This window comes from Streptomyces sp. NPDC046197 (genome assembly GCF_040646295.1).
Classification (GTDB): Bacteria; Actinomycetota; Actinomycetes; order Streptomycetales; family Streptomycetaceae; genus Streptomyces.
Window position 1 is genome coordinate 1 of record NZ_JBEYZY010000053.1, and the last position, 24198, is coordinate 24198.

Consider the following 24198-nt stretch of genomic DNA (forward strand, 5'->3'; position numbering starts at 1 on the left):
CAAGGGGCAGATCTTCGTCAAGGGTGAGGTCATCAAGACCGTCCCGGAGTCGAAGATCGTGGAGACCCTGATCGAGGAGGCCATGAAGCTCGCCGAGCAGATGGAGGCGGGCGGCACCGCGGCAGGCGCCCCCGACGTCACAGGGACGCCCACAGTGACAGTGAGTTGAAGCACAGCACGGACCGAGAGGGGGCCCAGCGTGACCATTCTGGAGAGCATCCGGGGACCACACGACCTGAAGGCGCTGTCCGAGGCGGAACTCGGTGAACTGTCCGACGAGATACGTGAGTTCCTGGTGCAGGCGGTCGCCAGGACCGGCGGCCACCTCGGCCCCAACCTGGGCGTGGTGGAACTCACCATCGCGCTCCACCGGGTCTTCGAGTCGCCGGTCGACCGCATCCTGTGGGACACCGGGCACCAGAGCTATGTCCACAAGCTTCTGACAGGCCGTCAGGATTTTTCCAAGCTGCGCGGCAAGGGCGGCCTGTCCGGCTATCCCTCACGCGAGGAGTCCGAGCACGACGTCATCGAGAACAGCCATGCGTCCACCGCGCTGGGCTGGGCCGACGGGCTCGCCAAGGCCCGCCAGGTGCAGGGCGGGAAGGGGCATGTCGTCGCGGTCATCGGCGACGGCGCGCTGACCGGCGGCATGGCCTGGGAGGCGCTGAACAACATCGCGGCCGCCAAGGACCGGCCGCTGATCATCGTCGTCAACGACAACGAACGCTCCTACGCACCCACCATCGGCGGCCTCGCCAGCCACCTGGCCACTTTGCGCACCACCGACGGCTACGAGAAGGTCCTGGCCTGGGGCAAGGACGTCCTGCTGCGCACACCGGTCGTCGGCAACACGATCTACGAGTCCCTGCACGGCGCCAAGAAGGGCTTCAAGGACGCCTTCGCGCCGCAGGGCATGTTCGAGGACCTCGGCCTGAAGTACGTCGGACCGATCGACGGGCACGACGTCAAGGCGGTCGAGTCCGCGCTGCGCCGCGCCAAACGCTTCCACGGTCCGGTCCTCGTCCACTGCCTCACCGAGAAGGGGCGCGGGTACGAACCCGCCCTCGCGCACGAGGAGGACCACTTCCACACCGTCGGTGTGATGGACCCGCGCACCTGCGAGCCGCTCGCACCGGCCGGCGGCCCGTCGTGGACCTCCGTGTTCGGCGACGAGATGGTGCGGATCGGCGAGGAGCGCGAGGACGTCGTGGCGATCACGGCCGCCATGCTGCACCCGGTGGGTCTCGGCAGGTTCGCCGAGCGCTTCCCGGGCCGGGTCTGGGACGTCGGCATCGCCGAGCAGCACGCGACCGTCTCGGCGGCGGGCCTGGCCACCGGAGGTCTGCACCCGGTCGTCGCCGTCTACGCCACCTTTCTCAACCGCGCCTTCGACCAGTTGCTCATGGACGTGGCGCTGCATCGCTGCGGGGTCACCTTCGTCCTGGACCGGGCCGGCGTCACCGGTGCCGACGGGCCCTCCCACAACGGCATGTGGGACATGTCCGTCCTGCAGGTCGTGCCGGGCCTGAGGATCGCCGCCCCGCGCGACGCCGACCAGCTGCGCGCCCAGCTGCGCGAGGCGGTCGCGGTGGACGACGCACCGACCCTGATCCGGTTCCCGAAGGAGTCGGTGGGCCCCGAGATCCCCGCGGTCGGACACGTGGGCGGCATGGACGTGCTGCACGCCGCGGACCGGCCCGACGTCCTGCTCGTCGCCGTGGGCGTCATGGCGCCGGTGTGCCTGCAGGCCGCGGAGCTGCTCCAGGCCCGGGGCATCGAGTGCACCGTCGTCGACCCCCGCTGGGTCAAGCCCGTCGACCCGGCGCTGCCGGGCCTGGCCGCCGGTCACCGCCTGGTCGCCGTCGTGGAGGACAACAGCCGCGCGGCCGGCGTCGGCGGGGCGGTGGCCCTGGCCCTGAGCGACGCAGAAGTGGACGTGCCACTGCGGCGGTTCGGCATTCCCGAGCAGTTCCTCGCGCACGCCAAGCGCGGGGAGGTGCTGGCCGACGTCGGCCTCACCCCCGTCGAGATCGCCGGACGGATCAGCGCGAGCCTGGCCGTCCGGGAGCAGGCCGTGACGGTTCCGGGACAGCAGGCCCACCAAGACCTCACGGCAGTCAAGGAGAAGGCTGAATGACCACGGAGTTCGACCTCGGCAGACTCCTCGCCGAGCGCGGCGCCGAGCGCTACGAGCTGCACGCCAGGCACCTCAACCACCAGCTCCCGCGCATGCTGCACACCATCGGCTTCGACAAGGTCTACGAGCGGGCCGAGGGCGCGTACTTCTGGGACGCGGACGGCAACGACTACCTGGACATGCTCGCCGGGTTCGGGGTGATGGGCCTGGGCCGGCACCACCCCGTGGTCCGCAAGGCGCTGCACGACGTACTCGACGCCTCCCTCGCCGACCTCACCCGCTTCGACTGCCAGCCGCTGCCCGGGCTGCTGGCGGAGCGGCTGCTCGCTCACAGCCCGCACCTGGACCGGGTGTTCTTCGGCAACAGCGGCACGGAGGCGGTGGAGACCGCGCTGAAGTTCGCCCGCCGCGCCACCGGCAGGCCGCGGATCCTGTACTGCGAGCACGCCTTCCACGGCCTGACCACCGGCTCCCTCTCGGTCAACGGTGAGGACGGCTTCCGGGACGGCTTCGCCCCGCTGCTGCCCGACACCCCCGTGCCGCTCGGTGACCTCGACGCCCTGGCGAGGGAACTGCGCAAGGGCGACGTCGCCGCGCTGATCGTGGAGCCGATCCAGGGCAAGGGCGTGCACGAGACCCCGCCCGGGTATTTGCGCGCCGCCCAGGAAATGCTCCACCGGCACAAGGCGCTGCTCATCGCCGACGAGGTGCAGACGGGCCTCGGCCGCACCGGGGACTTCTACGCCTACCAGCACGAGGACGGCGTCGAGCCGGACCTGGTGTGCGTGGCCAAGGCGCTCTCGGGCGGCTATGTGCCGGTGGGTGCCACCCTGGGCAAGGACTGGATCTTCAAGAAGGTCTACTCGTCGATCGACCGGGTGCTGGTCCACTCGGCGAGTTTCGGGTCCAACGCCCAGGCCATGGCGGCGGGCCTCGCCGTGCTGTCCGTCATGGAGAACGAGCAGGTCGTGGCCGGCGCACGGGCCACGGGGGAGCAGCTGAAGTCCCGGCTCGCCGCGCTGATCGACAAGTACGAGCTGCTGGCCGACGTGCGCGGCCGGGGCCTGATGATCGGCATCGAGTTCGGCAGGCCGAAGTCGCTGAAGCTGCGCGGCCGCTGGACCATGCTGCAGGCCGCGCGCAAGGGCCTGTTCGCGCAGATGGTGGTGGTCCCGCTGCTGCAGCGGCACCGGATCCTCACCCAGGTCTCCGGGGACCACCTGGAGGTGATCAAGCTGATCCCCCCGCTGGTGATCGGTGAGCGGGAGGTGGACCGGTTCGTCGAGGCCTTCGCGGCCGTGATGGACGACGCGCACGGCGGCGGACTGATGTGGGACTTCGGGAAGACCCTGGTCAAGCAGGCTGTTGCCAACCGGTAGGGACGACCACCCCATGGGTGTCACCGGAGGTTTCTTGCCTGTGAGGCAATAGATTTGCCATAGAGGCAAGGCTGCGGCTCAATGGACATATGAGCTCCCCCGACTCCCAGCCCACGGCGGGGCCGGCCGAGGACCTGCCCGCCGTGGCGCCGCAACTGCGTGCACTGCGCCGGCGCGCCTCCCTCACCCTGGAGGTCGCGGCGCGCGCGGCCGGGCTGTCGCCCGCCCACCTCTCCCGGCTGGAGACCGGGCACCGCCAGCCCTCCCTGCCCCTGCTGCTCGCGCTCGCCCGCGTCTACGGTACGACCGTCTCGGAGCTGCTCGGCGAGAAGGTTCCCGACCGGGACCCGATCGTGCGCGCCGCGGACATGGAACCGACCGGGGCCGGCGGCTGGACGTACTGGCAGGCCGGCTCGCACGGCCGCGGGATGCAGGCCCTGCGGGTCCGTGTGCCGCACGGCTTGCAGGGCGACATCGTGCGGGTGCACCCTGGCGAGGAGTGGCTGTACGTCCTCAGAGGCCGGCTGAGACTGCGCCTGGGCGACACCGCGCATCTGCTCGCCCCCGGCGACAGTGCGCATTTCGACTCGCTCACCCCGCACCGCATCGCCGCCGAGGACCCCGACGGAGTCGAGCTCCTCTTCGTCCACACCCTGCTGCAGAGCCCCACGGCCACCCTGTGCCTGGGACCCATGACCGGAGAAACGCCATGACCAACCTGGAAGAGAAGTTCCCCCGCGCACTGTGGGTCCGGCTCATCATCTACATCGCCGTCGGACACCTGTTCGCGGCCTTCATCTGGCTGCTGTTCACGGTCGGCCACAAGTGACCCACCGCCCGGACCGCGGCCGTCAGTCCAGCAGACGCTCTCGCAGCCGCTCCCGGGTCCGTGGGGTCAGACGCAGACCCCGCTCCAGGTAGGCGTCCACCCCGCCCCAGGTCTCCTCGACGGTCTCCAGGGCCGCGGTCAGATACTCGGCGCGCGCGTCGAACAGCGGGCTGAGCAGCTCCATGACCTCGGGGGAGTAGGCCGAGGCGGAGCTGCCGCTGCGCTGCACCTTGTAGCGCCGGTGCTTGGCGTTCGACTCCAGGTAGTCCGCGAGGATCGCCTCCCGCTCCACGTCGAGGGCCAGCAGCGTCACCGCGATCGACAGGCCCGCGCGGTCCTTGCCCGCCGCGCAGTGCATCAGGGCGGGGACGCTGTCCTCGGCGAGCGCGTGCAGCACCTGGGAGTGCTCGGCGGTCCGCTCCCGGATGATCGTGCGGTAGGAGGCGATCATCCGGTCCGCGCCCTTGCCGTCGGCGAGGATCGCCCGCAGCTGGTCCAGGTCGCCGTCGCGGACCATCTTCCAGAACTCGGCGCCGTCGGCGGGGTCGCTCAGCGGCAGGTTCACATTGCGCACCCCGGGCAGCTCGACGTCCGGGCCCTCCAGCTTCTTGTCCGCCGCGTTGCGGAAGTCGAAGATCGTGTGCAGGCCCAGGGAGCCGAAGAAGACCGCGTCCTGATCCGTCGCGTGCGCGAGATGACCGCTGCGGAACAGCACACCGTGACGCACCCGCCGTCCGTCCACGGTCGGCAGTCCGCCCACGTCACGGAAGTTGCGCACGCCGGCCAGCTCGGGCTCGGTCGACGGGACCTGCTGCGTCACGGGGACTCCCTCCCTTTCGGAACCCGCCGTCACGGCTCGTCGACGGGCGCGGCTTCGACCATACGACATGGCTTCCTGAGGCAACGAGTTGTCCGCGGTCGTTGCCTCCGTGGCAGGGGCCCCCGAAGATGTTGGGGCCTGGGTGAACCTGTTCGGATCTGTGGGGGAACGCATGCTGGAGACCGCCGCCGACGGTCGCACCTGGCTCCTGTCGGGGCCCACGAGCAGTTACGCCATCCACCTCACCGACCACGACGAACTGCTCCACCTGCACTGGGGCCCGAGGATCGGGCTCGCCGACGCGGAGGCCCTGGCCGCCCGTCCGCTGCCGGACCCGTGGCCCTTCGAGTCCCCGCTGGACGGCCACGAGGAGTACCCGGTCGAAGGCGGACCTCGCTTCGTGCGGCCCGCGCTCTCGGTGCGCACCACCGGGCGACGCGGCACCGAGTGGACCTTCGAGGCGCACCGGACCGAGGGCGACGAACTGCGGCTGCGGTTCCGGGACGGAGGCCTGGCCCTCACGCTGCACCACCGCATGCGGGACGACGTGGTCGAGCGGTGGGTGACCCTCGGCAACCGGGGGCAGCAGCCGCTGGAACTGCTGCGGGCCGACTCCGCCACCTGGACCCTGCCCGATCGCGACACCTGGCGGCTGTCCCAGCTGCACGGCCGCTGGGCCGCCGAGTCCCGGCTGGTCCGTGCGCCGCTCACCTACGGCGAGAAGGTCATCGGCAGCCGGCGCGGCCACACCGGCCACCAGCACCTGCCGTGGGTGGCCCTCGACACCGACGCCACCGAGGAAAACGGCGAGGTCTACGGCTGTGCCCTCGGCTGGTCCGGCTCCTGGCGGATCGCCGTCGCCCAGCTGCCGGACGGTCGTGTGCAGATCACCGGTGGCGCCGGGTACGACGACTCGGGACTGCTGACGCTGGCCACGAAGGAGTCGTACACCACGCCCGTGTTCGCCGGCCTGTGGAGTGAGAAGGGGTTCGGTGGCGCGAGCCGCGCCTGGCACGCCTACCAGCGCAGGTACGTGATCCCGGGCCCGGACCGGGACCGGCCCGTGCTCTACAACTCGTGGGAGGCCACCGGGTTCGGCATCTCCCAGGAGCAGCAGGGCGCGCTCGCACGACGGGCCGCGGCCATCGGCATCGAGCTGTTCGTGGTCGACGACGGCTGGTTCGGCGCCCGCACCAGCGACCGGGCCGGACTCGGCGACTGGCGGCCCAACCCCGACCGCTTCCCCGGCGGCCTGAAGCCGCTCGCCGACCAGGTGCACGCGCTCGGGATGCAGTTCGGCATCTGGGTCGAGCTCGAGATGGTCAACCCGGACAGCGACCTGTACCGCGCCCACCCCGACTGGGTGCAGTACCAACCGGGGCGCAGGCGGACGGAGTTCCGTAACCAGCTGGTGCTCAACCTGGCCCGCCAGGACGTGCAGGAGTACCTGTGGGACCAGCTGGACGGGCTGCTGTCCGGCGCTCCGATCGACTACGTCAAGTGGGATTTCAACCGCTGCTTCACCGACGCCGGCTGGCCGGGCGAGCCGTACCCGCAGCGCCTGTGGGTCGATCACGTACGCGCGCTGTACACCCTGCTGGACCGGCTGCGCGGCCCATCCGGGCGTCGCCTTCGAGTCCTGCTCGGGAGGTGGCGGCCGCGTCGACCTCGGCATCATGCGCCGCACCGACCAGGTGTGGACCTCGGACAACACCGACCCGCTCGACCGGCTCGCCATCCAGCACGGCTTCAGCCAGATCCACCCCGCGCGGGTGATGGCCGCCTGGGTCACCGACAGCCCCAACACCCGGCTCAACGGCCGGGTCAGCACTCTGCGCTTCCGCTTCGTCAGCGCACTGGCCGGAGTGCTCGGCGTCGGCGGCGACCTCACCCGGTGGACCGAGGAGGAACTGGCCGAGGCGCGGGAGTGGGTGACTCTCTACAAGGAGATCCGGCCCGTCGTGCAGCGCGGCGACCTCTACCGGCTGTGGCCGCCGCGCGGCGGGCTGAGCGCGGTGCAGTACGTGCTCGGCGAGGAGTCGGTCGTCCTCGCCCTGCTCCAGGCGCAGCACCACGGTGCCCCGGTCCCCGCGCTGCGGCTGCGCGGGCTCGACCCGGCGGCCGCGTACGAGTGCCGCGCAGCCGGGAGCCCGGGGGACGGTGAAGTGCACCGGGGTGCCGTCCTGATGCACCACGGCGTCCACACCGGCCTTCGCGGGGATCTCGATGCGGTGGTGCTCCGTCTGCGCCGCATCCAAAGCCCCGCACAGCCGCGTATTCCCGGTTGGACGGGGTGAGGGCAGTGGCTTTTCTCACCGCCCGTCAACCCCTGCCTACGTTCGCGTAGGTCACATTCCAGGGTGAATCATGGACCGATGTGGCAGACGATTCGAAGAGTGACAGCAGATCAGTGATCGGGTCGTACGTGGCGGTGGGGGACAGCTTCACCGAGGGCGTCGGCGACCCCGGCCCCGACGGGGCCTTCGTCGGCTGGGCCGACCGGTTCGCGGTGCTGCTCGCGGACCGGCGGCCCGAGGGCGACTTCCGGTACACGAACCTCGCCGTACGGGGCAAACTGCTCGACCAGATCGTGGCGGACCAGGTTCCGAGGGCCGTCGAACTCGCCCCCGACCTGGTCTCGTTCTGTGCGGGCGGCAACGACATCATCCGTCCCGGCACCGACCCGGACGACGTGGCGGAGCGGTTCGAGAAGGCGGTCGCCCGGCTCGCCTCCGTGGCGGGGACCGTCATGGTGACCACCGGCTTCGACACCCGGGGCGTGCCCGTGCTCAAGCACCTGCGCGGCAAGATCGCCACGTACAACGGGCATGTGCGGGCCATCGCGGACCGCTACGGCTGCCCGGTGCTCGACCTGTGGTCCCTCAGGGCCGTCCAGGACCGGCGCGCCTGGGACCACGACCGGCTGCACCTGTCGCCCGAGGGGCACACGCGTGTGGCGCTGCGCGCCGGGCAGGCCCTCGGCCTCGACGTTCCGGCCGACCCGGAGCAGCCGTGGCCGCCGCTGCCGCCGCGCGGCACCCTCGACACCCGCCGCGACGACGTCCACTGGGCCCGGGAGTACCTGGTTCCGTGGATCGGCCGCCGGCTGCGCGGTGAGTCCTCCGGCGACCATGTGACGGCCAAGGGCACCCTGTCGCCGGACGACATCAAGATGCGGATCACTTCGGTGGCCTGAGGGCCGCAGGGGGCGGTTCCGCAGCCCGCTGTGCGGGGCTGCGGGGCTGCCTTCACCGCCCCACGGCGGTCAACGCCTCCCGTTCCAGGCCCAGTTCCCTGGCCAGTGCCTCGTCCACCCACTCCAGGGCCCGTGCGCGGGAGACCGCGCCGCCGTAGGCCGTCATCTGCACGGCCAGCCCGTCGAGCAGGGCGGTCAGACGCAGGGCCGCGCCGCCGGGGTCGGGGCAGCGGAACTCGCCCGCCGCCACGCCCTCCGCGACGACCTCGGCGATCGCCGCCTTCCACTGCCGGTCCAGATCCCGCGCGACCTCCCGCAGCGCTGGTTCGCGCAGCGCGGCCGCCCAGCCCTCGATCCACAGCCGCCAGCCCTTGGCCGGTCCGGTCGGCGCGTACCAGCGTACGGCGGTCCGCAAGCGGCGCAGCGCCGTCGTCCGCCGGCCGAGCAGCTTGCGCAGATGGGCCAGGTCGTCCTCGGCCGCGTAGGCGAAAGCGGCGGCGACCAGCTTCTCCTTCGTCGAGAAGTGATAGAGCACCAGAGCGTTGCTCACGCCGAGTGCCGAGGCCACGTCGGCGATCCTGACCGCCGCCACGCCCCGTACCTCGATCTGCTCGATGGCGGCCCGCAACAACTCCTCGCGCCGCTCCGCCACGCTCAACCGCACTCTCGCCACGCGGTCACCTTAATCGGTCGTTTCCCTGAACCAGGGCACGCGTTCACGCCGCTTCCCGTGCTGTACGAGGCGCCGCGACCACCACCGGGCGCGGGTCGAACCGTGTTTGAGGGGCGGTGGGCCGCCCTTCGTCACCGGTACCACCCGAAGCGTTCCGCGATCAACGGCAGCCGGTCCGCGGCGATCGCGTGCGCGGCGGCCCGCAGGGTCGTGCCGTCGGCCTGCGCGCGTGCCAGCATCTGGTCCACCAGGGCGCGCATCGAGCGCCGGGTGTACGCGAACGCCTCGTCCGCGTCGGCACCGATGTCGCCGAACAGCGTCCACCACCACCAGGCGTTGGTGCCGGAGTTGACGACGACGTCCGGCAGCACCGTCACCCCGCGCGCGGTCAGCAGCCGCTCCGCCTCGGGCACCACGGGCATGTTGGCCGCCTCGACGATCCAGCGGGCGGTGATCCGCTCCTGGTCGGCGAGGCCGATCGCATAGGAGACGGCGGCCGGCACCAGGACCTCCGCGTCGGCGGACAACCAGGCCTCGCCCGGCTCCTCGCGGTCCTCGGGGCGCAGCACCGAGCGGTCGACGGTACCGTAGGCGTCCCGCGCGGCCAGCAGCGCCTCGACGTCGAGCCCCGCCGGGTTGGCGATCGTGCCCTTGATGTCGGCGACGGCCACCACCAGCAGCCCCGCGCGCGCGAGGAAGCGTGCCGTGGCCCCGCCCATGGTCCCCAGGCCCTGCACGGCGACCCGGGTCCCCGGGTACGGCGTCCGGGCGCGGTCCAGAGCCGCCAGCAGCGACTCGGCGACCCCGCAGCCGCCGACCAGCTCGTCCAGGCCGATGCCGTCCACGTCCACGGCGAACGCGTCCGCGAGTCGCCGCCGCGCCGCTGCCTCGTCGTCGAGGAGCGGGTACACGGCCTGGACGGAGGACACCAGCCCCGCCTCGGCGGCCGCCCGGTCGACGAGGTCCTGGGTGAGCCCGAGGTCCTCGCCCGTCGTCCAGCAGCTCTCGATGTACGGCCGCATCGCACGCAGGTAGCGCACCAGCAGCCCGTAGGCCTCCGGCTCGTGGGGATCGCAGTCGATGCCGCCCTTGGCGCCGCCCAGGGGCACGTACCGGCCGTCCGGGTTGTAGTGCAGCGCCTCCTTCATGGTCATGCCGCGGGCGAGCCCGGCCACCTCCTCCAGGGTGCACCCCGCGCGCATCCGCAGACCGCCGCTGGAGACGCCGCGCACCAGCCGGTCGACGACCAGGAAGCCCTGACGGCCGGTGAGATGGTCGGTCCAGGTGAGCGACATCAGGGGCGTGGTCACGGTCACTCCAGGATGCGGTGGGCCTCGGCGGCTGGGGTGTGCCGGCCCCACCGACAGGTTACTGAATCGCGAGTCAGTATTGAAGCGGCGTCGGCACCCTGTCAACGCACCGCGCGGGGCGCGGACGCCGGCAGGTCGCACGCCTCCTTGAAGCCCTGGCTCGTCAGTCCCAGCGCGGAGTTGACGCGCGAGCGCAGGTTCTCCACCGCCACCATCGCCGTCAGCTCCACCAGGGCGGGCTCGCCCAGCCGGTCACGCAGCCGGGCGGCGAGGTCGTCGTCCACGGCCGGCGGCGTGGCCGTCATCGCCTCGGCGTACGCCATGACGTCCCGCTCCAGCGGCGTGTAGACGTCACTGTCCCGCCACACGGGGACATCGTGCACCTTCTCGGGCGCCATACCGCGCTCACGGCTGACCCAGTGACCGAAGTCCATGCACCACGAGCAGCCGATCGCCGCGGCGGTCGCCATCTCGGCCAGTGCCTTGAGGCCCGGGTCGAGCCGGTTCCACCTCGCCACCGACTGCTCGAACCGCAGATCGCTCCACAGCACCCGCGGTTGGTGGGCGAGCGCCCTGACCGGGTCGAGGACCTTCCCGTAGGCGCGCTTGCTGTACCACTCCACGAAGCGGAGCAGGCGGGTGCGGGGCGGAGTGAGCGAGACGCGGGCCACGGCGGCCACCTCCTGTACGTCGGTTGTACGTCGGTTCCGGAGCACCTGTCGCGGTGCCTTCACGGGATACGACGGACGGGACCGCGCCCGTGTGACATCGGGCTGTCCGAAGGGTTGTCGGGGCGTCGCTCCATAATGGAAAGCCTGACCGACTCCACCTGGAGGTATCGTGGCCGGTTTCCGTTCCCTGAGCTCCGGGCTCCGTGCGCTGCAGCCCGCGGCCTTCGGTGCGGATCCGAGCGGAGAGCGCATGGCGCGCATCCGCCGATCACCCCACTTCAAGGACGGCGTCTTCCAGAATCCGGGAGGCGTCGCACGGACCCGGCCCTCCGGCTCGATGCTGGACTTCGCCAAGCTCTACTTCGACCGGGACGAGCGTCCCCGCCGCGCTCCCCGGGGCACCGTGCCGGTGCACGCGACCACCCTCGCCGACCTGGCCCGGCCCCCGGCTGGCGGCCTGCGGCTGACGTGGATGGGCCACTCCAGCGTGCTGGCGGAGATCGACGGACAGCGGGTGCTGTTCGACCCGGTGTGGGGCGAGCGCTGCTCGCCCCTCCCCTTCGCCGGCCCCAGGCGGCTGCATCCGGTGCCCCTGCCCCTGGCCGCGCTCGGCCCGGTCGACGTGGTCGTCATCTCCCACGACCACTACGACCATTTGGACATGCCCACGGTCAAGGCGCTGGCCGGCACCGACACCGTCTTCGCGGTGCCGCTCGGCGTCGGTGCCCACCTGGAGCACTGGGGGGTGTCCGCCGACCGCCTGCGCGAGCTGGACTGGCACGAGGCCACCCGGGTCGGCGGGCTGACGCTGACCGCCACCCCGGCCCGCCACTTCTGCGGCCGAGGCCTGCGCAACACCCAGCACACGCTGTGGGCCTCCTGGGTCGTCGCGGGCGAGGAGCACCGGATCTACCACAGCGGCGACACCGGGTACTTCGACGGCTTCAAGGACATCGGCGCCGCGCACGGCCCGTTCGACGCCACGATGGTCCAGATCGGCGCGTACTCCGAGTTCTGGACCGACATCCACATGACGCCCGAAGAGGGCATGCGCGCCCACCTCGACCTCCAGGGCGGGCCCTCGGCGGGTCCGATGCTGCCGATCCACTGGGCCACCTTCAATCTGGCGCCCCATCCATGGGCCGAACCCGGCGAGGGGACGATGGCGGCGGCCCGCGCCATCGGCGCACGCATCGCCCTGCCCCGCCCCGGCGAGCCCTTCGAACCGGCCGGAAGCGCCGTCCCGACGAAGCCGTGGTGGCGCGCGGTGGCGCAGGCCCCCACGGGCGGTTGGCCCGCGCCGGATCTCCTCGCCGAGGGCACCGTGAAGGCGGCGGCGGACTCGGCGGCCCGGGCCCAGTCCGACACGGCGGGTGACATCGCGGGCGACCCGGCCGACGGCGCCGGCGACCCGGCGGCCGTCCCGGCGGGCTGACCGCGCGGGGGTGGCGACCGGACGGCGGGGGCCGGGGAGCGGATGTCTCCCCGGCCCCCGCCGCCTGTTCGTGACCGGTTCCGACCAGGTGCGATCGAGTTGCTTCGGTTCGGTGGCGGGCGGCCGCCGGACCCCTCGGTCTGTCGTGCGAACCCTCATACCAGAGCGGGACGCTCCCCGGGGGATTTTGTCAACTGCCCACCGCACCTGATGCGTTGGTGACTACTGTGAGTGTCCGTCGGGCGACGCGGGGCCGAACTTCCGGCCCTCTCGACCGGCACAGCGATGGCGCATGCCCGCTCGCGCACCATGCGCGGGCACAGGGGCCCGACGGACCAGTACGAGGAACAGATGTCTCACCTCCGTGCACCGGCCGCCCGCGCAGACCGCCGTGAGGGCGGGCGGCACGGTAGGCCGGTCGCCCGCACCGTCCCCTCGCTGCCCGAGACCCACATACGGCCTCAGCTCCTGCGGCTGGCGGTGCTGCCGCCGATCGCGGTGGCTCTCGGCGCGGGGGCCGCCGTGCTCTTCACCGTGCGCTCCACCGGCGCCCGCCCCGGCCTCAGCCTGTGGGCCGCGCTCGCCGGCGCGCTCTCGGTGACCCTCGCGGCAGTCGTGATCGCGGCCGTGGCCGCGAACCGCGCCGCCCGGTCCGTCCACGACCGGATCGACGCGCTGCGCCGCAGCACCACTCGCCGGGAGGCCGATCTGCGCGCCCTGGTCGACGCGCTGCGGCACGGCGAGGCGCCGCCCCAGCGCAAGCCGCGCGGGGGACCGCCCGCCGACGCCGACGAGTTCGAACTGCTCGCCGCCGACCTCGCGCGCTCCCACGACGGGGCCGTCGCCGCCGTCGTGCAGGCCGCCCAGCTCTCCAGCCAGGCGGGCAGCGAACAGAAACTGGAGGTCTTCGTCAACCTCGCCCGGCGCCTGCAGTCCCTGGTGCACCGCGAGATCTCCATCCTGGACGAGCTGGAGAACGAGATCGAGGATCCCGACCTGCTCAAGGGCCTCTTCCACGTCGACCACCTCGCCACCCGCATCCGCCGCCACGCCGAGAACCTCGCCGTGCTCGGCGGCGCGGTCTCCCGCCGCCAGTGGAGCAACCCCGTCTCCATGACCGAGGTGCTGCGCTCCGCCATCGCCGAGGTCGAGCAGTACTCCCGGGTCAAGCTCGTCCCGCCGATCGACGGCCAGCTGCGCGGCCACGCCGTCGCCGACGTCATCCATCTGCTGGCCGAACTCGTGGAGAACGCCACGGTGTTCTCCTCCCCGCACACCCAGGTGCTGCTGCGCGTCAACCTGGTCACCTCCGGGCTCGCCGTGGAGGTCGAGGACCGGGGCCTGGGCATGCCGGTCGGCGAGCAGGTCAGGATGAACGCCCTGCTCGCCGACCCCGACCAGGTCAATGTCGCCAGCCTGCTGGCCGACGGCCGGATCGGGCTGTTCGTCGTCTCCCAGCTCGCCAGGCGACACGGCATCACCGTCCGGCTGCAGACCAACATCTACGGCGGTGTGCAGGCCGTGCTCGTCGTACCGCAGGCGCTGCTGGGGGCGGCCCCGGGCACCCCGGCAGAAGTACCGCAGCCGCACCCGGCGACCGGCGCGCGACGGCCCCCGGTGCCACCGCCCGCGCCGGGCGGATCCGGGTCGCCCGGCGCGGGCGCACCGCACCCGCCCCACCCGGTACCGGCGGCACACCACACCATCGCGCCGGACTCCGGCCACGGGCACGCCGCCCCGCCCGCCGCCGGAGCGAGCCGAGCCCGGGCCGACCTCACGGCCCAGGGTGCGGGCGGCAGCCGAGCCGCCCACTCCACGGCGGCCGCGAACCGCGACGTGGCGCTCCCGGCGCCGGACGCGGCCGACGGTGTCCTCCGTGCCCGAGGGGGCCTGGATGCCGGTGGTCCGAACTCCGGTCACCCGAACTCCGGCGGTGTGGCTGCCGAGTCGGGTTCGGCGGGGCGTGACGTCCACCGGGGTGCGGGCCCGCACGCGGGTGACGCGGGTGCCGTACCGGGCCCGGCTGCGGGCGGCGGTCTCCGGGCCGCAGGGAACCTGAACGCCGGTGACCCGGGCGACGCGTCGGGCCCGCGCGGCGGCGACGTCCGCTCCGCGACGGGGCGGCCCGCCGCGGGCGTGCTTCCCCGGCCGCCCGCGCACGGCGGTGAACCGGTGCCCCTGCCCCGCCGGGGCGCCCGCGAGCAACGGCCCAACCCCGCCTCGGCCGTGCCCGGCATCAGGGCCGAGGACCGGTCCGTCGTGGCGGAGAACACGGCCGCGCCGCCCACCCCGCGCAACGGGGCCGTACGCGGCACCATGGGCAAGCCACAACTGCCGCGGCGCCGGGCCCAGCAGCACATCGTGCCGCAGCTGCGCGGCGGCCCGGCGCCCCGCCAGGACAGCGAGCACCTCGCGGGCCACGACCCCGGCCTGATGGCCGCCTTCCAGCGCGGCGTCGGCCTCGCCGAGACCCAGCAGTGGCAACGGGCCCCCCTGGAACCGCTCCGTACGGACTCGCCCGCCCCCTCGTCCGACACCTCACCCATCGACGTACCGCACCTGAGCACCGCCCCCACGACCGAGGTCCGGCCCGCACACGCGCCCGCCTCGTCCGAGGCCTTCGGCGCACGCGACGGTGCGCTCACGCCGCGTCCCGACCTCACCGCCCGGCACGACGGGAGCGCACCGGCCGGATGACCAGCCGGCCGTACACCCCCGCCCTGAGCGCTCCAGCAGACCTTCGTACCCCAAGGAGTCGATCCACCATGGCGAGCGATGCGCCGACCGGCCACGTATCCGACCTCGACTGGCTGATGAGCGGCCTCGTGCAGCGCGTTCCGCACACCACCAGCGCGGTGCTGCTGTCCTGCGACGGGCTGGTGAAGTCCGTCCACGGCCTCGACCCCGACAGCGCCGACCACATGGCCGCCCTGGCCTCCGGCCTGTACTCGCTCGGCCGCAGCGCCGGGGTGCGCTTCGGCGACGGCGGCGACGTGCGGCAGGTCGTCGTCGAACTCGACACGACCCTGCTGTTCGTCACCACCGCCGGATCCGGCACATGTCTGGCCGTACTCGCCGGCCGTGAGGCCGACGCGGCGGTGCTGGGCTACGAGATGGCGATGCTGGTCAAGAGCGTCCGCCCCTACCTGGTGACCGCACCCCGGCAGCAGACCCTCGAACCCCCGGCGCTGAGGCCTTGAGCGCGGCGGCGGCCGGCGACGGGCCCTGGCTCGACGACGCGGCCGGACGGCTGGTGCGCCCCTTCACGGTCAGCAACGGGCGCACCCGGCCCAGCATCGCGCTCGACCTCATGTCGCAGGTGATGGCCACCGGGGTGACCCCCCTCGGCTACCTCGGACCCGAGCACGCCCAGGCACTCGATCTGTGCCGGGCACCCGTCCCGGTCGCCGAGCTGGCGGCCCACCTGAAGCTGCCTGCGGCGGTGACCAAGGTCCTGCTCTCCGACCTCGTCGACTGCGGGGCACTGACCACCAAACCCCCCGCATACCACCACCAACCCACCGACCGGGCCCTTCTGGAGGCAGTGCTCGATGGACTACGACGACAGCTCTGACTACGACGGCGGCGGCGACCCCTTCCCCATCGCCCTGAAGATCCTGGTGGCCGGGGGGTTCGGGGTGGGCAAGACGACCTTCGTCGGTGCGGTGAGCGAGATCGCCCCGCTCAGCACGGAGGAGCTGCTCACCACGGTCAGCGCCGCCACGGACAGCCTCGAGGGCATCGAGAACAAGGTCGAGACGACCGTGGCGATGGACTTCGGCCGTATCACCCTCGACCCGCAGCACGTGCTCTACCTGTTCGGCACGCCCGGACAGGAGCGGTTCTGGTTCATGTGGGACGAGCTGTCCGAGGGCGCCCTGGGCGCCGTCATCCTCGCCGACACCCGCCGACTGGAGGAGTGCTTCGCCGCGGTCGACTTCTTCGAGCAGCGCGGCCTCACCTTCATCGTGGCGGTCAACGAGTTCGACGGCGCCTACTGCTACGACCCCCAGGAGGTGCGCGCCGCCCTCGATCTCGATCCGGAGACCCCCGTCGTGCGCTGCGACGCCCGCATCTCCAGCTCGGGGGTCCAGACCCTGCTGACCCTCGTACGGCATCTCATCATCCACGCACCCGCGCCCGCGCCGAGCCACGGCGCCCACATGTGATCCCCGCACACCGCTGACCCCCGCACACCGCTGACCTCCGCACCCGCGTCGAACCCGGCACCGCGTCGCACCCGGCATCCGCCGACCGTGCGTTCACCCGACCCGGCGCCAGCCGACCCCGTACCCGCCCGACCCGCACCAGCCAGACCCGCACCCCGCCTGGGAGCCCGTACATGACACACGCGCACAGCGACGGAGCCCGTCCATGAGCTATGACCCGCCGCGCCCGGCCGGTCGCCTGCTGCTCACGCCCGAGGACCGGGACGCCCCCGCCCGCATCGGGCGACTGCGCCGGCTGGGACTGGGAGAGCACGCCGAACCCGCGCTCGACGCCTTCGCCGACCGGCTCGCCCTGCGCACCGGGGCGCCGTACGCGATGGTCAACTTCCTCGACGACAAAGGGCAGTTCTTCGCCGGTCTGCACCGGCCCGAACGGGACGTCCTGACCGTCGACGCCGACGGCAACCGGCGGGAAGTGGGCCGCCGTCTGCCCCGCGACCACGGCTTCTGCCCGCATGTCGTGGTCCGGCGCAAGGCACTGGTGCTGGAGGACGTCGGCGACTACCCGCGGTTCGCGGGCAACCCGATCGTCGACGAGTTCGGCATCCGCTCCTACCTGGGCGCTCCGCTCATCGACAGCACGGGGACGGTCCTGGGCACCGTGTGCGTCGTCGACGCCGAGCCGCGGCCGTGGGGGCGGGAAGGCCTGGAGACCATCAAGGCCTCGGCGGCGGAGCTCGTCGCGTGGCTCGAACGACGGGACCCTGAGGCCCTGCTGCCCTGAGCACGCGCCGGCCCGGCGCGGCGCGCCCCGGGAACGGCCGGCGCGGCGCGTGCCCAGGGGCTGAGGACGGCATGAAGGAAAGCTGTGGCCGCGCTTAAGAAATCCTCGATGGACCAGCGCGCCGCCGTAGGGCAGATTGCTACGCGATTCCACCCCTCACCCCGGACACGGGTCCCTTCGGCATGCCCGGGCCCGGGGCCCGAACCACAGGAGCCGTAGCGTTGAAGGCGCTGGTCAAGGAGAAGGCGGAGCCCGGGCTGTGGCTCGCGGACGTCCCCGAGCCCGCTGTCGGACCCGGTGACGTACTGATCAAGGTCCTGCGGACCGGTATCTGCGGCACGGACCTGCACATCCGGGCCTGGGACGGGTGGGCGCAGCAGGCGATCCGCACCCCGCTCGTGGTCGGGCACGAGTTCGTCGGCGAGGTCGTCGCCACCGGCCGTGACGTCACCGACGTCAAGACCGGCGACCGGGTCAGCGGCGAGGGCCACCTGGTGTGCGGCAAGTGCCGCAACTGCCTGGCCGGACGCCGCCACCTGTGCCGGGCCACCGTCGGCCTCGGCGTGGGCCGCGACGGCGCGTTCGCCGAGTACGTCGCCCTGCCGGCCGGCAACGTGTGGGTGCACCGCGTCCCCGTCGACCTCGACATCGCCGCGATCTTCGACCCGTTCGGCAACGCCGTGCACACCGCCCTGTCCTTCCCGCTGGTCGGCGAGGACGTCCTGATCACCGGCGCCGGCCCGATCGGCCTGATGGCCGCGGCGGTGGCGCGCCACGCGGGTGCGCGCAACGTCGTCATCACCGACGTCAGTGAGGAGCGGCTGGAGCTGGCCCGCAAGATAGGCGTCAGCCTCGCACTCAACGTCGCGCAGGCCACGATCGCCGACGGACAGCGGGAGTTGGGGCTCAGGGAGGGCTTCGACATCGGCCTGGAGATGTCCGGGCGGCCCGAGGCGATGCGGGACATGATCGCCAACATGACGCACGGCGGCCGGATCGCCATGCTCGGGCTGCCGGCCCAGGAGTTCCCGGTCGACTGGGCCCGGATCGTCACCTCGATGATCACCGTCAAGGGCATCTACGGCCGGGAGATGTTCGAGACCTGGTACGCGATGTCGGTGCTGCTGGAGGGCGGCCTGGACCTCGCGCCCGTCATCACCGGCCGGTACGGCTACCGCGACTTCGAGACGGCTTTCGACGACGCGGCGAGCGGCCGCGGCGGCAAGGTCATCCTTGACTGGACCGCGTAACCCGCCCACAGCGCAAGCATCTTAGGAGCCTTCCCATGTTCGACTCCGTGCGCGACGACCTGCGCGCCACCCTCGACGAGATCCGGGCCGCCGGTCTGCACAAGCCCGAGCGCGTCATCGGCACCCCGCAGTCCGCCACCGTCAACGTCACGGCGGGCGGCCGCCCCGGCGAGGTCCTCAACTTCTGCGCCAACAACTACCTCGGCCTCGCCGACCACCCCGAGGTGGTCGCCGCCGCCCACGCGGCGCTGGACCGCTGGGGCTACGGCATGGCGTCCGTGCGCTTCATCTGCGGCACGCAGGAGGTGCACAAGGAGCTGGAGGCCCGGCTGTCGGCCTTCCTCGGGCAGGAGGACACGATCCTGTACTCCTCCTGCTTCGACGCCAACGGCGGCGTCTTCGAGACACTGCTCGGCCCCGAGGACGCGGTGATCTCCGACGCCCTCAACCACGCCTCCATCATCGACGGCATCCGCCTGTCCAAGGCCCGCCGCTTCCGCTACGCCAACCGTGACATGGCGGATCTGGAGCGGCAGTTGAAGGAGGCGAGCGAGGGCGGCGCGCGCCGGAAGCTGATCGTCACGGACGGCGTGTTCTCGATGGACGGCTACGTCGCGCCGCTGCGCGAGATCTGCGACCTCGCCGACCGCCACGGAGCCATGGTCATGGTCGACGACTCGCACGCCGTCGGCTTCGTCGGCCCAGGCGGGCGCGGCACGCCCGAGCTGCACGGTGTCATGGACCGCGTCGACGTCATCACCGGCACCCTCGGCAAGGCGCTCGGCGGCGCCTCCGGCGGCTACGTCGCGGCCCGCGCCGAGATCGTCGCCCTGCTGCGTCAGCGGTCCCGGCCGTACCTCTTCTCCAACACGCTCGCCCCGGTCATCGCGGCCGCGTCGCTGAAGGTGCTGGACCTGCTGGAGTCGGCGGACGACCTGCGGGTCCGGCTCGCCGAGAACACCGCGCTGTTCCGCCGCCGCATGACGGAGGAGGGCTTCGACCTCCTGGCCGGCGACCACGCGATCGCGCCCGTCATGATCGGCGACGCGGCGAAGGCGGCCCGGATGGCGGAGCTGCTGCTGGAGCGCGGGGTGTACGTGATCGGCTTCTCGTACCCGGTCGTGCCGCAGGAGCAGGCCCGCATCCGCGTCCAGCTGTCCGCCGCACACTCGACGGACGACGTGCACCGCGCGGTGGACGCCTTCGTCGCGGCCCGAGCGGAGCTGGAGGGCTGAGCGACCCGACGCCGCGACCGGTCGGTCGGGGTGCGGCCTGACCGGTCGGGGGTGTGTGCCTGACCGGTCGGGGGGTGTGCCTGACTGGTCCGGCGGAGTGTGCGTCCGGCCGGTGGGACGGAGTGCACGTCCGGCTGGTGGGGCGGGGTGCGTGTCCGGGCGGTGGGGTGGAGCGCGCGTGCGGCCGGTGGGGCGAGGCGCGGGCCTGGCCGGCGGGGGCGACGCGCGGTCCTGGCCGGCGGGGCGCAGCGTGTGTTCGGTTGGTTGTGTGGCTTGCGATAATCGGTCGCATGATCGAAGCGCGGCGGCTGCACATCCTCCGTGCGGTGGCCGACCACCGCACGGTGACCGCGGCTGCCGCCGCCCTCTACCTCACCCCGTCCGCCGTCTCCCAGCAGCTCACGGCCCTGGAGCAGGAGACGGGTCACCGGCTCGTCGAGCGCGGCGCCAAGGGTGTGCGGCTGACCCCGGCCGGCGAGATCCTGCTCAGCCACACCAACGCGGTCCTCGCCCAGCTGGAGCGGGCCGAGGCGGAACTCGCCGCGTACGGTTCCGGAGCGGCCGGCACGGTCACCGTCGCCGCCTTCGCCACCGGCATCGCCCAGGTCGTCGCGCCCGCGGTGGCCCGGCTGGCCGCCACCTCACCCGGCATCCGCATCCGCGTCCAGGACGCCGAGGGCGACGCCAGCCTGCCCATGGTGCTGGACCGGCAGGTCGACGTGGCCGTCGCCGTCGAGTACCGCGGGGCACCGTCGGCCGACGACCCCCGTCTGACCCATGTCCCGCTGTACGCCGAGCCCTTCGATGCGGTCGTCCCGGTCACCCACCGGCTGGCCGGCGCCGCCGAGGTCCCGCTCGCCGAGCTGGCCAAGGACGCCTGGATCGGCCCCTACCCGGGCAACCCCTGCCATGACGTGGTCGTACTGGCCTGCGAGAACGCGGGCTTCCAGCCCCGCCTCGAACACTCCTCTGACGATTTCCGCGCCGTCGTGGCCCTCGCCTCGGCCGACGCGGGCGTGGCGCTCGTACCGCGGTCCGCGCTGCGAGGCATGGACCTCACGCGCGTCGTCGTGCGCCCCGTGGACGGGGTGGCGCCCACGCGCCGGGTCTTCGCGGCGGTCCGCAGGGGAGCGGAGGAGCACCCGCTGATCCGTCCGGTCATGCAGGCCCTCGGCGAGGCGGCGCAGGCGTAGGCCGCCGTCCCTGCCCGCATCGCTCACGGTGAGGCCTTCGTAACACGGGCGTTTCATATCCGGGATAGATTCCCGGATATGAAACGGACACGGACTACGGCGGAGCAGGACCACGCTCCCGACCCGGTCGACGCCCGTCTCGGCGCCCGGCTCGCCGAGCTGCGGGCGACCCGCGGCTGGTCACTGGGCGAGCTGGCGGAGCGCAGCGGGGTGAGCCGGTCGACGCTCTCCCGGGCCGAACGGGCGGAGATCAGCCCGACGGCCGCACTGCTGAACCGGCTGTGCCACGTCTACGGCAGGACCATGTCGCAACTGCTCAGCGAGGTCGAGGCGGAGCACGCGCCCCTGGTGCGGGCCGCGGACCAGACGGTGTGGGAGGACCGGGCGGCCGGGTTCGTCCGGCGGTCGGTCTCGCCCCCGCACGACGGGCTGCGCGGCGAACTCGTCGAGGGACGGCTCGCAGCCGGGGCCGACATCGCCTACGACCGTCCGCCCGTGTCCGGTCTCGAGCAGCACATCTGGGTGCTGGAGGGCGCGCTCGAGGTGACCGCGCAGGACGTCCGCCACCACCTCGACGCCGGTGACTGCCTGCGACTGCGGGTCTGGGGACCGACGCGGTTCCGGTGCGCCGGACCGGCGGACACGCGCTACGTCCTGGCGGTGGTGAGGCCGTGACGCCGACCGTGACCCGGCTCGACCCGGCCGGGCTCCTCGGATCCGCGCAGGAGCTGGCCGCCTTGCTGACCGACACCGTGGCGGGCGGCGCCTCGGTCGGCTTTCTCGCACCCCTCGACGCCGCGCGGGCCGTCGCCTGGTGGCAGGCACGCGCCGAGGACGTGGCGGCCGGGCGGCTCGCCGTATGGGTGGCGTACGACGGCGGCCGGACGGCGGGCACCGTGAGCCTCGCCTTCCCCGACAAGCCCAACAGCCGCCACCGCGCCGAACTGGTCAAGCTCATGGTGCACCGGGACACCCGCGGCCGGGGCCTCGGCCGCCGGCTGCTGGACACCGCGGAGGAGGCGGCCGCCGGGTCCGGTGTCACGCTGCTGCACCTGGACACCGAGACCGGCAGCCCCGCCGAGCACCTGTACCGCTCGGCCGGCTGGACGCGGGCCGGGACGATCCCCGGCTACGCGGCGAGTCCGGCCGGGGTGCTGCGGCCGACCACGATCTACTACAAGGCCCTGGGGGCGGGAGCCCGCACCGGGTGACCTGTCAGTGGGACGGGCTAGCGTGCCTGTCATGCCGGACGCCGAAGACGTACGCCGTATCGCCCTGTCCCTGCCCGACACGACGGAGAAGGCCGCCTGGAGCATGCCCACGTTCCGGGTCGCGGGGAAGATGTTCGCCACGCTGCCGGAGGACGAGACGTCCATCGCGGTGCGCTGCCCCAAGGAGGAGCGTGACGAGCTGGTCCTCGCCGAGCCCGAGAAGTTCTGGGTCGCCGGCCACGAGGCACAGTTCGCCTGGATCCGGGTACGGCTGGCCGCGCTGGAGGACGAGGGCGAGCTGCGCGACGTCCTCGCCGACTCCTGGCGCCAGGCGGCTCCGTCCCGGCTGCTGGAGTCCTACCCCGAGTTGGGGCTGCCGGCCGTGGACTGAGTGGACTGAGTGGACTGAAGGGCCTGCGGGGCCCGGAGCACCCGCTGTCAGTGCGCCGTGGCATGATCCGTGGACAACTGAGGCAGCCGGGGCCGGAGGGGGGCTCCGGCTGCCACGGGGACGGCGCGGGAATGGGGATGACATCGTTGCCGGAGCCGGAGCCGGAGCCGGAGCCGGAGCCGGAGCCGGAGCCGGAGCCGGAGCCGGAGCCCGGAGCCGGCTGTGCGGGACTGCGGCCGGGCTGCGGCCGGGATGCGGGACGGGCCGCGTCCCGGATAAACGGGTGCGCGACCACCGACCCGAGTGCGGTATTGTTTTCCTGCGCGTTCGGCCGGGGGGAAACCCCAGGTCAGGCGGGCAACGGGACGTGGCGCAGCTTGGTAGCGCACTTGACTGGGGGTCAAGGGGTCGCAGGTTCAAATCCTGTCGTCCCGACCAGCTTTTCTGGTCGCAGGCCGTCTTCTCCATCGGAGAGGACGGCCTTCCTCGTGCTCGGATTTCGTGCTCGGTGTCCGCGCGGGCCGGTGAACCGCGTGAGCACGACGTGCCCGCATGCCTGGTCGGCCGAAGGGCCCCCGGCATCCCAGAGGCCCCGTTCGACCGTCAACTCCCTTACCGCGGCTGGACGTCGGCCCGGGACACGGCCAGGTAGCCGACGAAGCCGAGGATCGCGACCGTCCAGGACAGCGTGACCGGACCGAGTCCCAGGGCGAGACCGCCGCGGGCGTGGGGCAGCGCCATCCAGTCGGCGATCGAGGCGCCGAGGGGCCGGGTGATGACGTACGCGGTCCAGAAGGCGGTCACCGCCCCCAGGGCGCCCGTGCGGTGGGCGACGGCGGGGACGCAGATGGCGGCGCCGAACAGGACGACGGAACCGAGGTAGCCGAGGCCCATGGTGGCGGTCAGGTCGCCCGCGGCGGTGCCGAGCGCGAACGTGGCGAGGACGGCGGCCCAGTAGAACGCCTCGCGCCGGCGGGTGTGGATGCTGTGGATCGACAGAGTCCGCTCGCTCGCGTACCAGAGCGCGAAGACGGCGGCCAGGGCGACCATGAAGGCGGGCGTCGAGAGGGTGTACGGGACGCCGAGGCCGACGTGCAGGACGTCGGCGGCCATCGTGCCGAACACGCTCACCATGACGATCGCGGTCCAGTAGATCCAGGCGACGTACCGCCGGACGGCGAACTGCACGGCCAGCGAGGCCACCAGGGCGAGTCCGCCCAGTCCCACCGCCGGGACCGGGCCGAGCAGATGGGCCAGGAAGTCGGAGGCCGTCTCGCCCATGCCGGTGGTCAGCACCTTGATGATCCAGAAGTAGACGGTCACTTCCGGCACCTTGTTCGCCGCCAGGCGGATGCGGGCGCGGTCGTCGGAGCGGTGTGCGTCGCGGCGGTCATCAAGGACGTGCTCTGTGCTCATGGCGGGAACGATCGCATGGTCAACTACCGCTCTCCCAGACCCCTTTGCCAGGGTTTTGGGACTTCTGGTGCAGGTGTTGCCCGACGGTGCGGGAATCCG

The 24198-nt window shown here is 72.6% G+C and carries 22 protein-coding genes, 1 tRNA gene and 2 pseudogenes; 20 read left to right on the top strand and 5 right to left on the bottom strand.

Annotation, left to right across the window (positions count from 1 at the left end):
• The 5 genes and pseudogenes from AB0A61_RS37895 to AB0A61_RS37915 all read left to right on the top strand — a co-directional run.
• Positions 1-169, top strand: a pseudogene (locus AB0A61_RS37895) (4-hydroxy-3-methylbut-2-en-1-yl diphosphate synthase); the annotation flags it as partial.
• 30 nt (positions 170-199) lie between these two features.
• Positions 200-2137, top strand: coding sequence for a 1-deoxy-D-xylulose-5-phosphate synthase (gene dxs / locus AB0A61_RS37900; protein WP_361303196.1), 1938 nt, complete (start codon positions 200-202; stop codon positions 2135-2137).
• Positions 2134-3516, top strand: coding sequence for an aspartate aminotransferase family protein (locus tag AB0A61_RS37905; RefSeq protein ID WP_361303199.1), 1383 nt, complete (start codon positions 2134-2136; stop codon positions 3514-3516). Before dxs ends, AB0A61_RS37905 begins: the two co-directional genes overlap by 4 nt.
• 89 nt (positions 3517-3605) lie before the next feature.
• Entirely contained in the window at positions 3606-4229 is a 624-nt protein-coding gene (locus AB0A61_RS37910) for an XRE family transcriptional regulator (RefSeq protein ID WP_361303202.1), read from the top strand.
• On the top strand, positions 4226-4345 hold the full coding sequence (locus tag AB0A61_RS37915) for a DUF6126 family protein (RefSeq protein WP_361303205.1): 120 nt from the start codon (positions 4226-4228) through the stop codon (positions 4343-4345). Before AB0A61_RS37910 ends, AB0A61_RS37915 begins: the two co-directional genes overlap by 4 nt.
• A 22-nt stretch (positions 4346-4367) precedes the next feature.
• Here AB0A61_RS37915 and AB0A61_RS37920 read toward each other — a convergent pair whose 3' ends face one another.
• Positions 4368-5165 carry a tyrosine-protein phosphatase gene (locus AB0A61_RS37920; protein WP_361303208.1) on the bottom strand — a complete coding sequence of 266 codons (798 nt, stop codon included), beginning with the start codon at positions 5163-5165 and terminating at the stop codon, positions 4368-4370.
• Positions 5166-5337: 172 nt separating this feature from the next.
• On the opposite strand from AB0A61_RS37920, the pseudogene AB0A61_RS37925 reads away from it, so the two are divergent.
• Both AB0A61_RS37925 and AB0A61_RS37930 read left to right on the top strand, forming a co-directional pair.
• Positions 5338-7462, top strand: a pseudogene (locus AB0A61_RS37925) (alpha-galactosidase).
• 113 nt (positions 7463-7575) lie between these two features.
• Positions 7576-8361, top strand: a complete 786-nt coding sequence (locus AB0A61_RS37930) for an SGNH/GDSL hydrolase family protein (protein ID WP_361303211.1) — start codon at positions 7576-7578, stop codon at positions 8359-8361.
• 52 nt (positions 8362-8413) lie between these two features.
• Here AB0A61_RS37930 and AB0A61_RS37935 read toward each other — a convergent pair whose 3' ends face one another.
• From AB0A61_RS37935 to AB0A61_RS37945, 3 genes are all read right to left on the bottom strand, one after another.
• Positions 8414-9034, bottom strand: a complete 621-nt coding sequence (locus tag AB0A61_RS37935) for a TetR family transcriptional regulator C-terminal domain-containing protein (protein ID WP_361303214.1) — start codon at positions 9032-9034, stop codon at positions 8414-8416.
• Positions 9035-9165: 131 nt separating this feature from the next.
• Positions 9166-10344, bottom strand: a complete 1179-nt coding sequence (locus tag AB0A61_RS37940) for a Glu/Leu/Phe/Val dehydrogenase dimerization domain-containing protein (RefSeq protein WP_361303217.1) — start codon at positions 10342-10344, stop codon at positions 9166-9168.
• A gap of 101 nt (positions 10345-10445) precedes the next feature.
• Positions 10446-11015: a carboxymuconolactone decarboxylase family protein gene (locus tag AB0A61_RS37945; RefSeq protein ID WP_361303220.1), complete on the bottom strand. Its 570-nt coding sequence runs from the start codon at positions 11013-11015 to the stop codon at positions 10446-10448.
• A gap of 169 nt (positions 11016-11184) precedes the next feature.
• On the opposite strand from AB0A61_RS37945, the gene AB0A61_RS37950 reads away from it, so the two are divergent.
• The 13 genes from AB0A61_RS37950 (at position 11185) to AB0A61_RS38010 (ending at position 23121) form a co-directional block, all read left to right on the top strand.
• Positions 11185-12450 (top strand): MBL fold metallo-hydrolase, encoded by a 1266-nt coding sequence (locus tag AB0A61_RS37950; RefSeq protein ID WP_361303223.1) that lies wholly within the window; start codon positions 11185-11187, stop codon positions 12448-12450.
• 351 nt (positions 12451-12801) lie between these two features.
• A complete protein-coding gene (locus AB0A61_RS37955) occupies positions 12802-15147 on the top strand; it encodes an ATP-binding protein (RefSeq protein WP_361303226.1) in 2346 nt (781 codons plus the stop codon).
• Between the two features lie 68 nt (positions 15148-15215).
• Entirely contained in the window at positions 15216-15650 is a 435-nt protein-coding gene (locus tag AB0A61_RS37960; protein WP_361303229.1) for a roadblock/LC7 domain-containing protein, read from the top strand.
• Positions 15647-16024 carry a DUF742 domain-containing protein gene (locus AB0A61_RS37965; protein ID WP_361303232.1) on the top strand — a complete coding sequence of 126 codons (378 nt, stop codon included), beginning with the start codon at positions 15647-15649 and terminating at the stop codon, positions 16022-16024. The genes AB0A61_RS37960 and AB0A61_RS37965 overlap by 4 nt, the downstream gene beginning before the upstream one ends.
• Positions 16002-16619 carry an ATP/GTP-binding protein gene (locus AB0A61_RS37970; protein ID WP_361303235.1) on the top strand — a complete coding sequence of 206 codons (618 nt, stop codon included), beginning with the start codon at positions 16002-16004 and terminating at the stop codon, positions 16617-16619. Before AB0A61_RS37965 ends, AB0A61_RS37970 begins: the two co-directional genes overlap by 23 nt.
• 205 nt (positions 16620-16824) lie before the next feature.
• Entirely contained in the window at positions 16825-17403 is a 579-nt protein-coding gene (locus AB0A61_RS37975; RefSeq protein ID WP_361303238.1) for a GAF domain-containing protein, read from the top strand.
• Positions 17404-17624: 221 nt separating this feature from the next.
• Positions 17625-18653, top strand: coding sequence for an L-threonine 3-dehydrogenase (tdh, locus tag AB0A61_RS37980; RefSeq protein WP_361303241.1), 1029 nt, complete (start codon positions 17625-17627; stop codon positions 18651-18653).
• Positions 18654-18688: 35 nt separating this feature from the next.
• Complete coding sequence (locus tag AB0A61_RS37985) at positions 18689-19888, top strand: glycine C-acetyltransferase (RefSeq protein ID WP_361303244.1); 1200 nt, start codon at positions 18689-18691, stop codon at positions 19886-19888.
• A gap of 290 nt (positions 19889-20178) precedes the next feature.
• Positions 20179-21081: a LysR family transcriptional regulator gene (locus AB0A61_RS37990; RefSeq protein WP_361303247.1), complete on the top strand. Its 903-nt coding sequence runs from the start codon at positions 20179-20181 to the stop codon at positions 21079-21081.
• A 78-nt stretch (positions 21082-21159) separates the two neighbouring features.
• A complete protein-coding gene (locus AB0A61_RS37995; RefSeq protein ID WP_361303250.1) occupies positions 21160-21756 on the top strand; it encodes an XRE family transcriptional regulator in 597 nt (198 codons plus the stop codon).
• Entirely contained in the window at positions 21753-22292 is a 540-nt protein-coding gene (locus AB0A61_RS38000) for a GNAT family N-acetyltransferase (RefSeq protein ID WP_361303253.1), read from the top strand. The genes AB0A61_RS37995 and AB0A61_RS38000 overlap by 4 nt, the downstream gene beginning before the upstream one ends.
• 31 nt (positions 22293-22323) lie before the next feature.
• Positions 22324-22683, top strand: a complete 360-nt coding sequence (locus tag AB0A61_RS38005) for an MmcQ/YjbR family DNA-binding protein (protein WP_361303256.1) — start codon at positions 22324-22326, stop codon at positions 22681-22683.
• 361 nt (positions 22684-23044) lie between these two features.
• A tRNA-Pro gene (locus AB0A61_RS38010) sits at positions 23045-23121 on the top strand.
• A 174-nt stretch (positions 23122-23295) separates the two neighbouring features.
• Here the strand turns inward: AB0A61_RS38010 and AB0A61_RS38015 are convergent.
• Positions 23296-24099, bottom strand: coding sequence for a hypothetical protein (locus AB0A61_RS38015; RefSeq protein ID WP_361303259.1), 804 nt, complete (start codon positions 24097-24099; stop codon positions 23296-23298).
• Between the last annotated feature and the right edge of the window lie 99 nt (positions 24100-24198).

What these genes read in the sequence shown, in the direction of transcription:
- AB0A61_RS37960 (WP_361303229.1), top strand. Translation starts at nt 15,216, where the DNA reads ATGGCGAGCGATGCGCCGACCGGCCACGTATCCGACCTCGACTGGCTG.
- AB0A61_RS38005 (WP_361303256.1), top strand. Translation starts at nt 22,324, where the DNA reads ATGCCGGACGCCGAAGACGTACGCCGTATCGCCCTGTCCCTGCCCGAC.
- AB0A61_RS37975 (WP_361303238.1), top strand. Translation starts at nt 16,825, where the DNA reads ATGAGCTATGACCCGCCGCGCCCGGCCGGTCGCCTGCTGCTCACGCCC.
- AB0A61_RS37970 (WP_361303235.1), top strand. Translation starts at nt 16,002, where the DNA reads ATGGACTACGACGACAGCTCTGACTACGACGGCGGCGGCGACCCCTTC.
- AB0A61_RS37990 (WP_361303247.1), top strand. Translation starts at nt 20,179, where the DNA reads ATGATCGAAGCGCGGCGGCTGCACATCCTCCGTGCGGTGGCCGACCAC.
- AB0A61_RS37985 (WP_361303244.1), top strand. Translation starts at nt 18,689, where the DNA reads ATGTTCGACTCCGTGCGCGACGACCTGCGCGCCACCCTCGACGAGATC.
- AB0A61_RS38015 (WP_361303259.1), bottom strand. Translation starts at nt 24,099, where the DNA reads ATGAGCACAGAGCACGTCCTTGATGACCGCCGCGACGCACACCGCTCC.
- AB0A61_RS37910 (WP_361303202.1), top strand. Translation starts at nt 3,606, where the DNA reads ATGAGCTCCCCCGACTCCCAGCCCACGGCGGGGCCGGCCGAGGACCTG.
- AB0A61_RS37955 (WP_361303226.1), top strand. Translation starts at nt 12,802, where the DNA reads ATGTCTCACCTCCGTGCACCGGCCGCCCGCGCAGACCGCCGTGAGGGC.
- AB0A61_RS37915 (WP_361303205.1), top strand. Translation starts at nt 4,226, where the DNA reads ATGACCAACCTGGAAGAGAAGTTCCCCCGCGCACTGTGGGTCCGGCTC.
- AB0A61_RS37995 (WP_361303250.1), top strand. Translation starts at nt 21,160, where the DNA reads ATGAAACGGACACGGACTACGGCGGAGCAGGACCACGCTCCCGACCCG.
- AB0A61_RS37905 (WP_361303199.1), top strand. Translation starts at nt 2,134, where the DNA reads ATGACCACGGAGTTCGACCTCGGCAGACTCCTCGCCGAGCGCGGCGCC.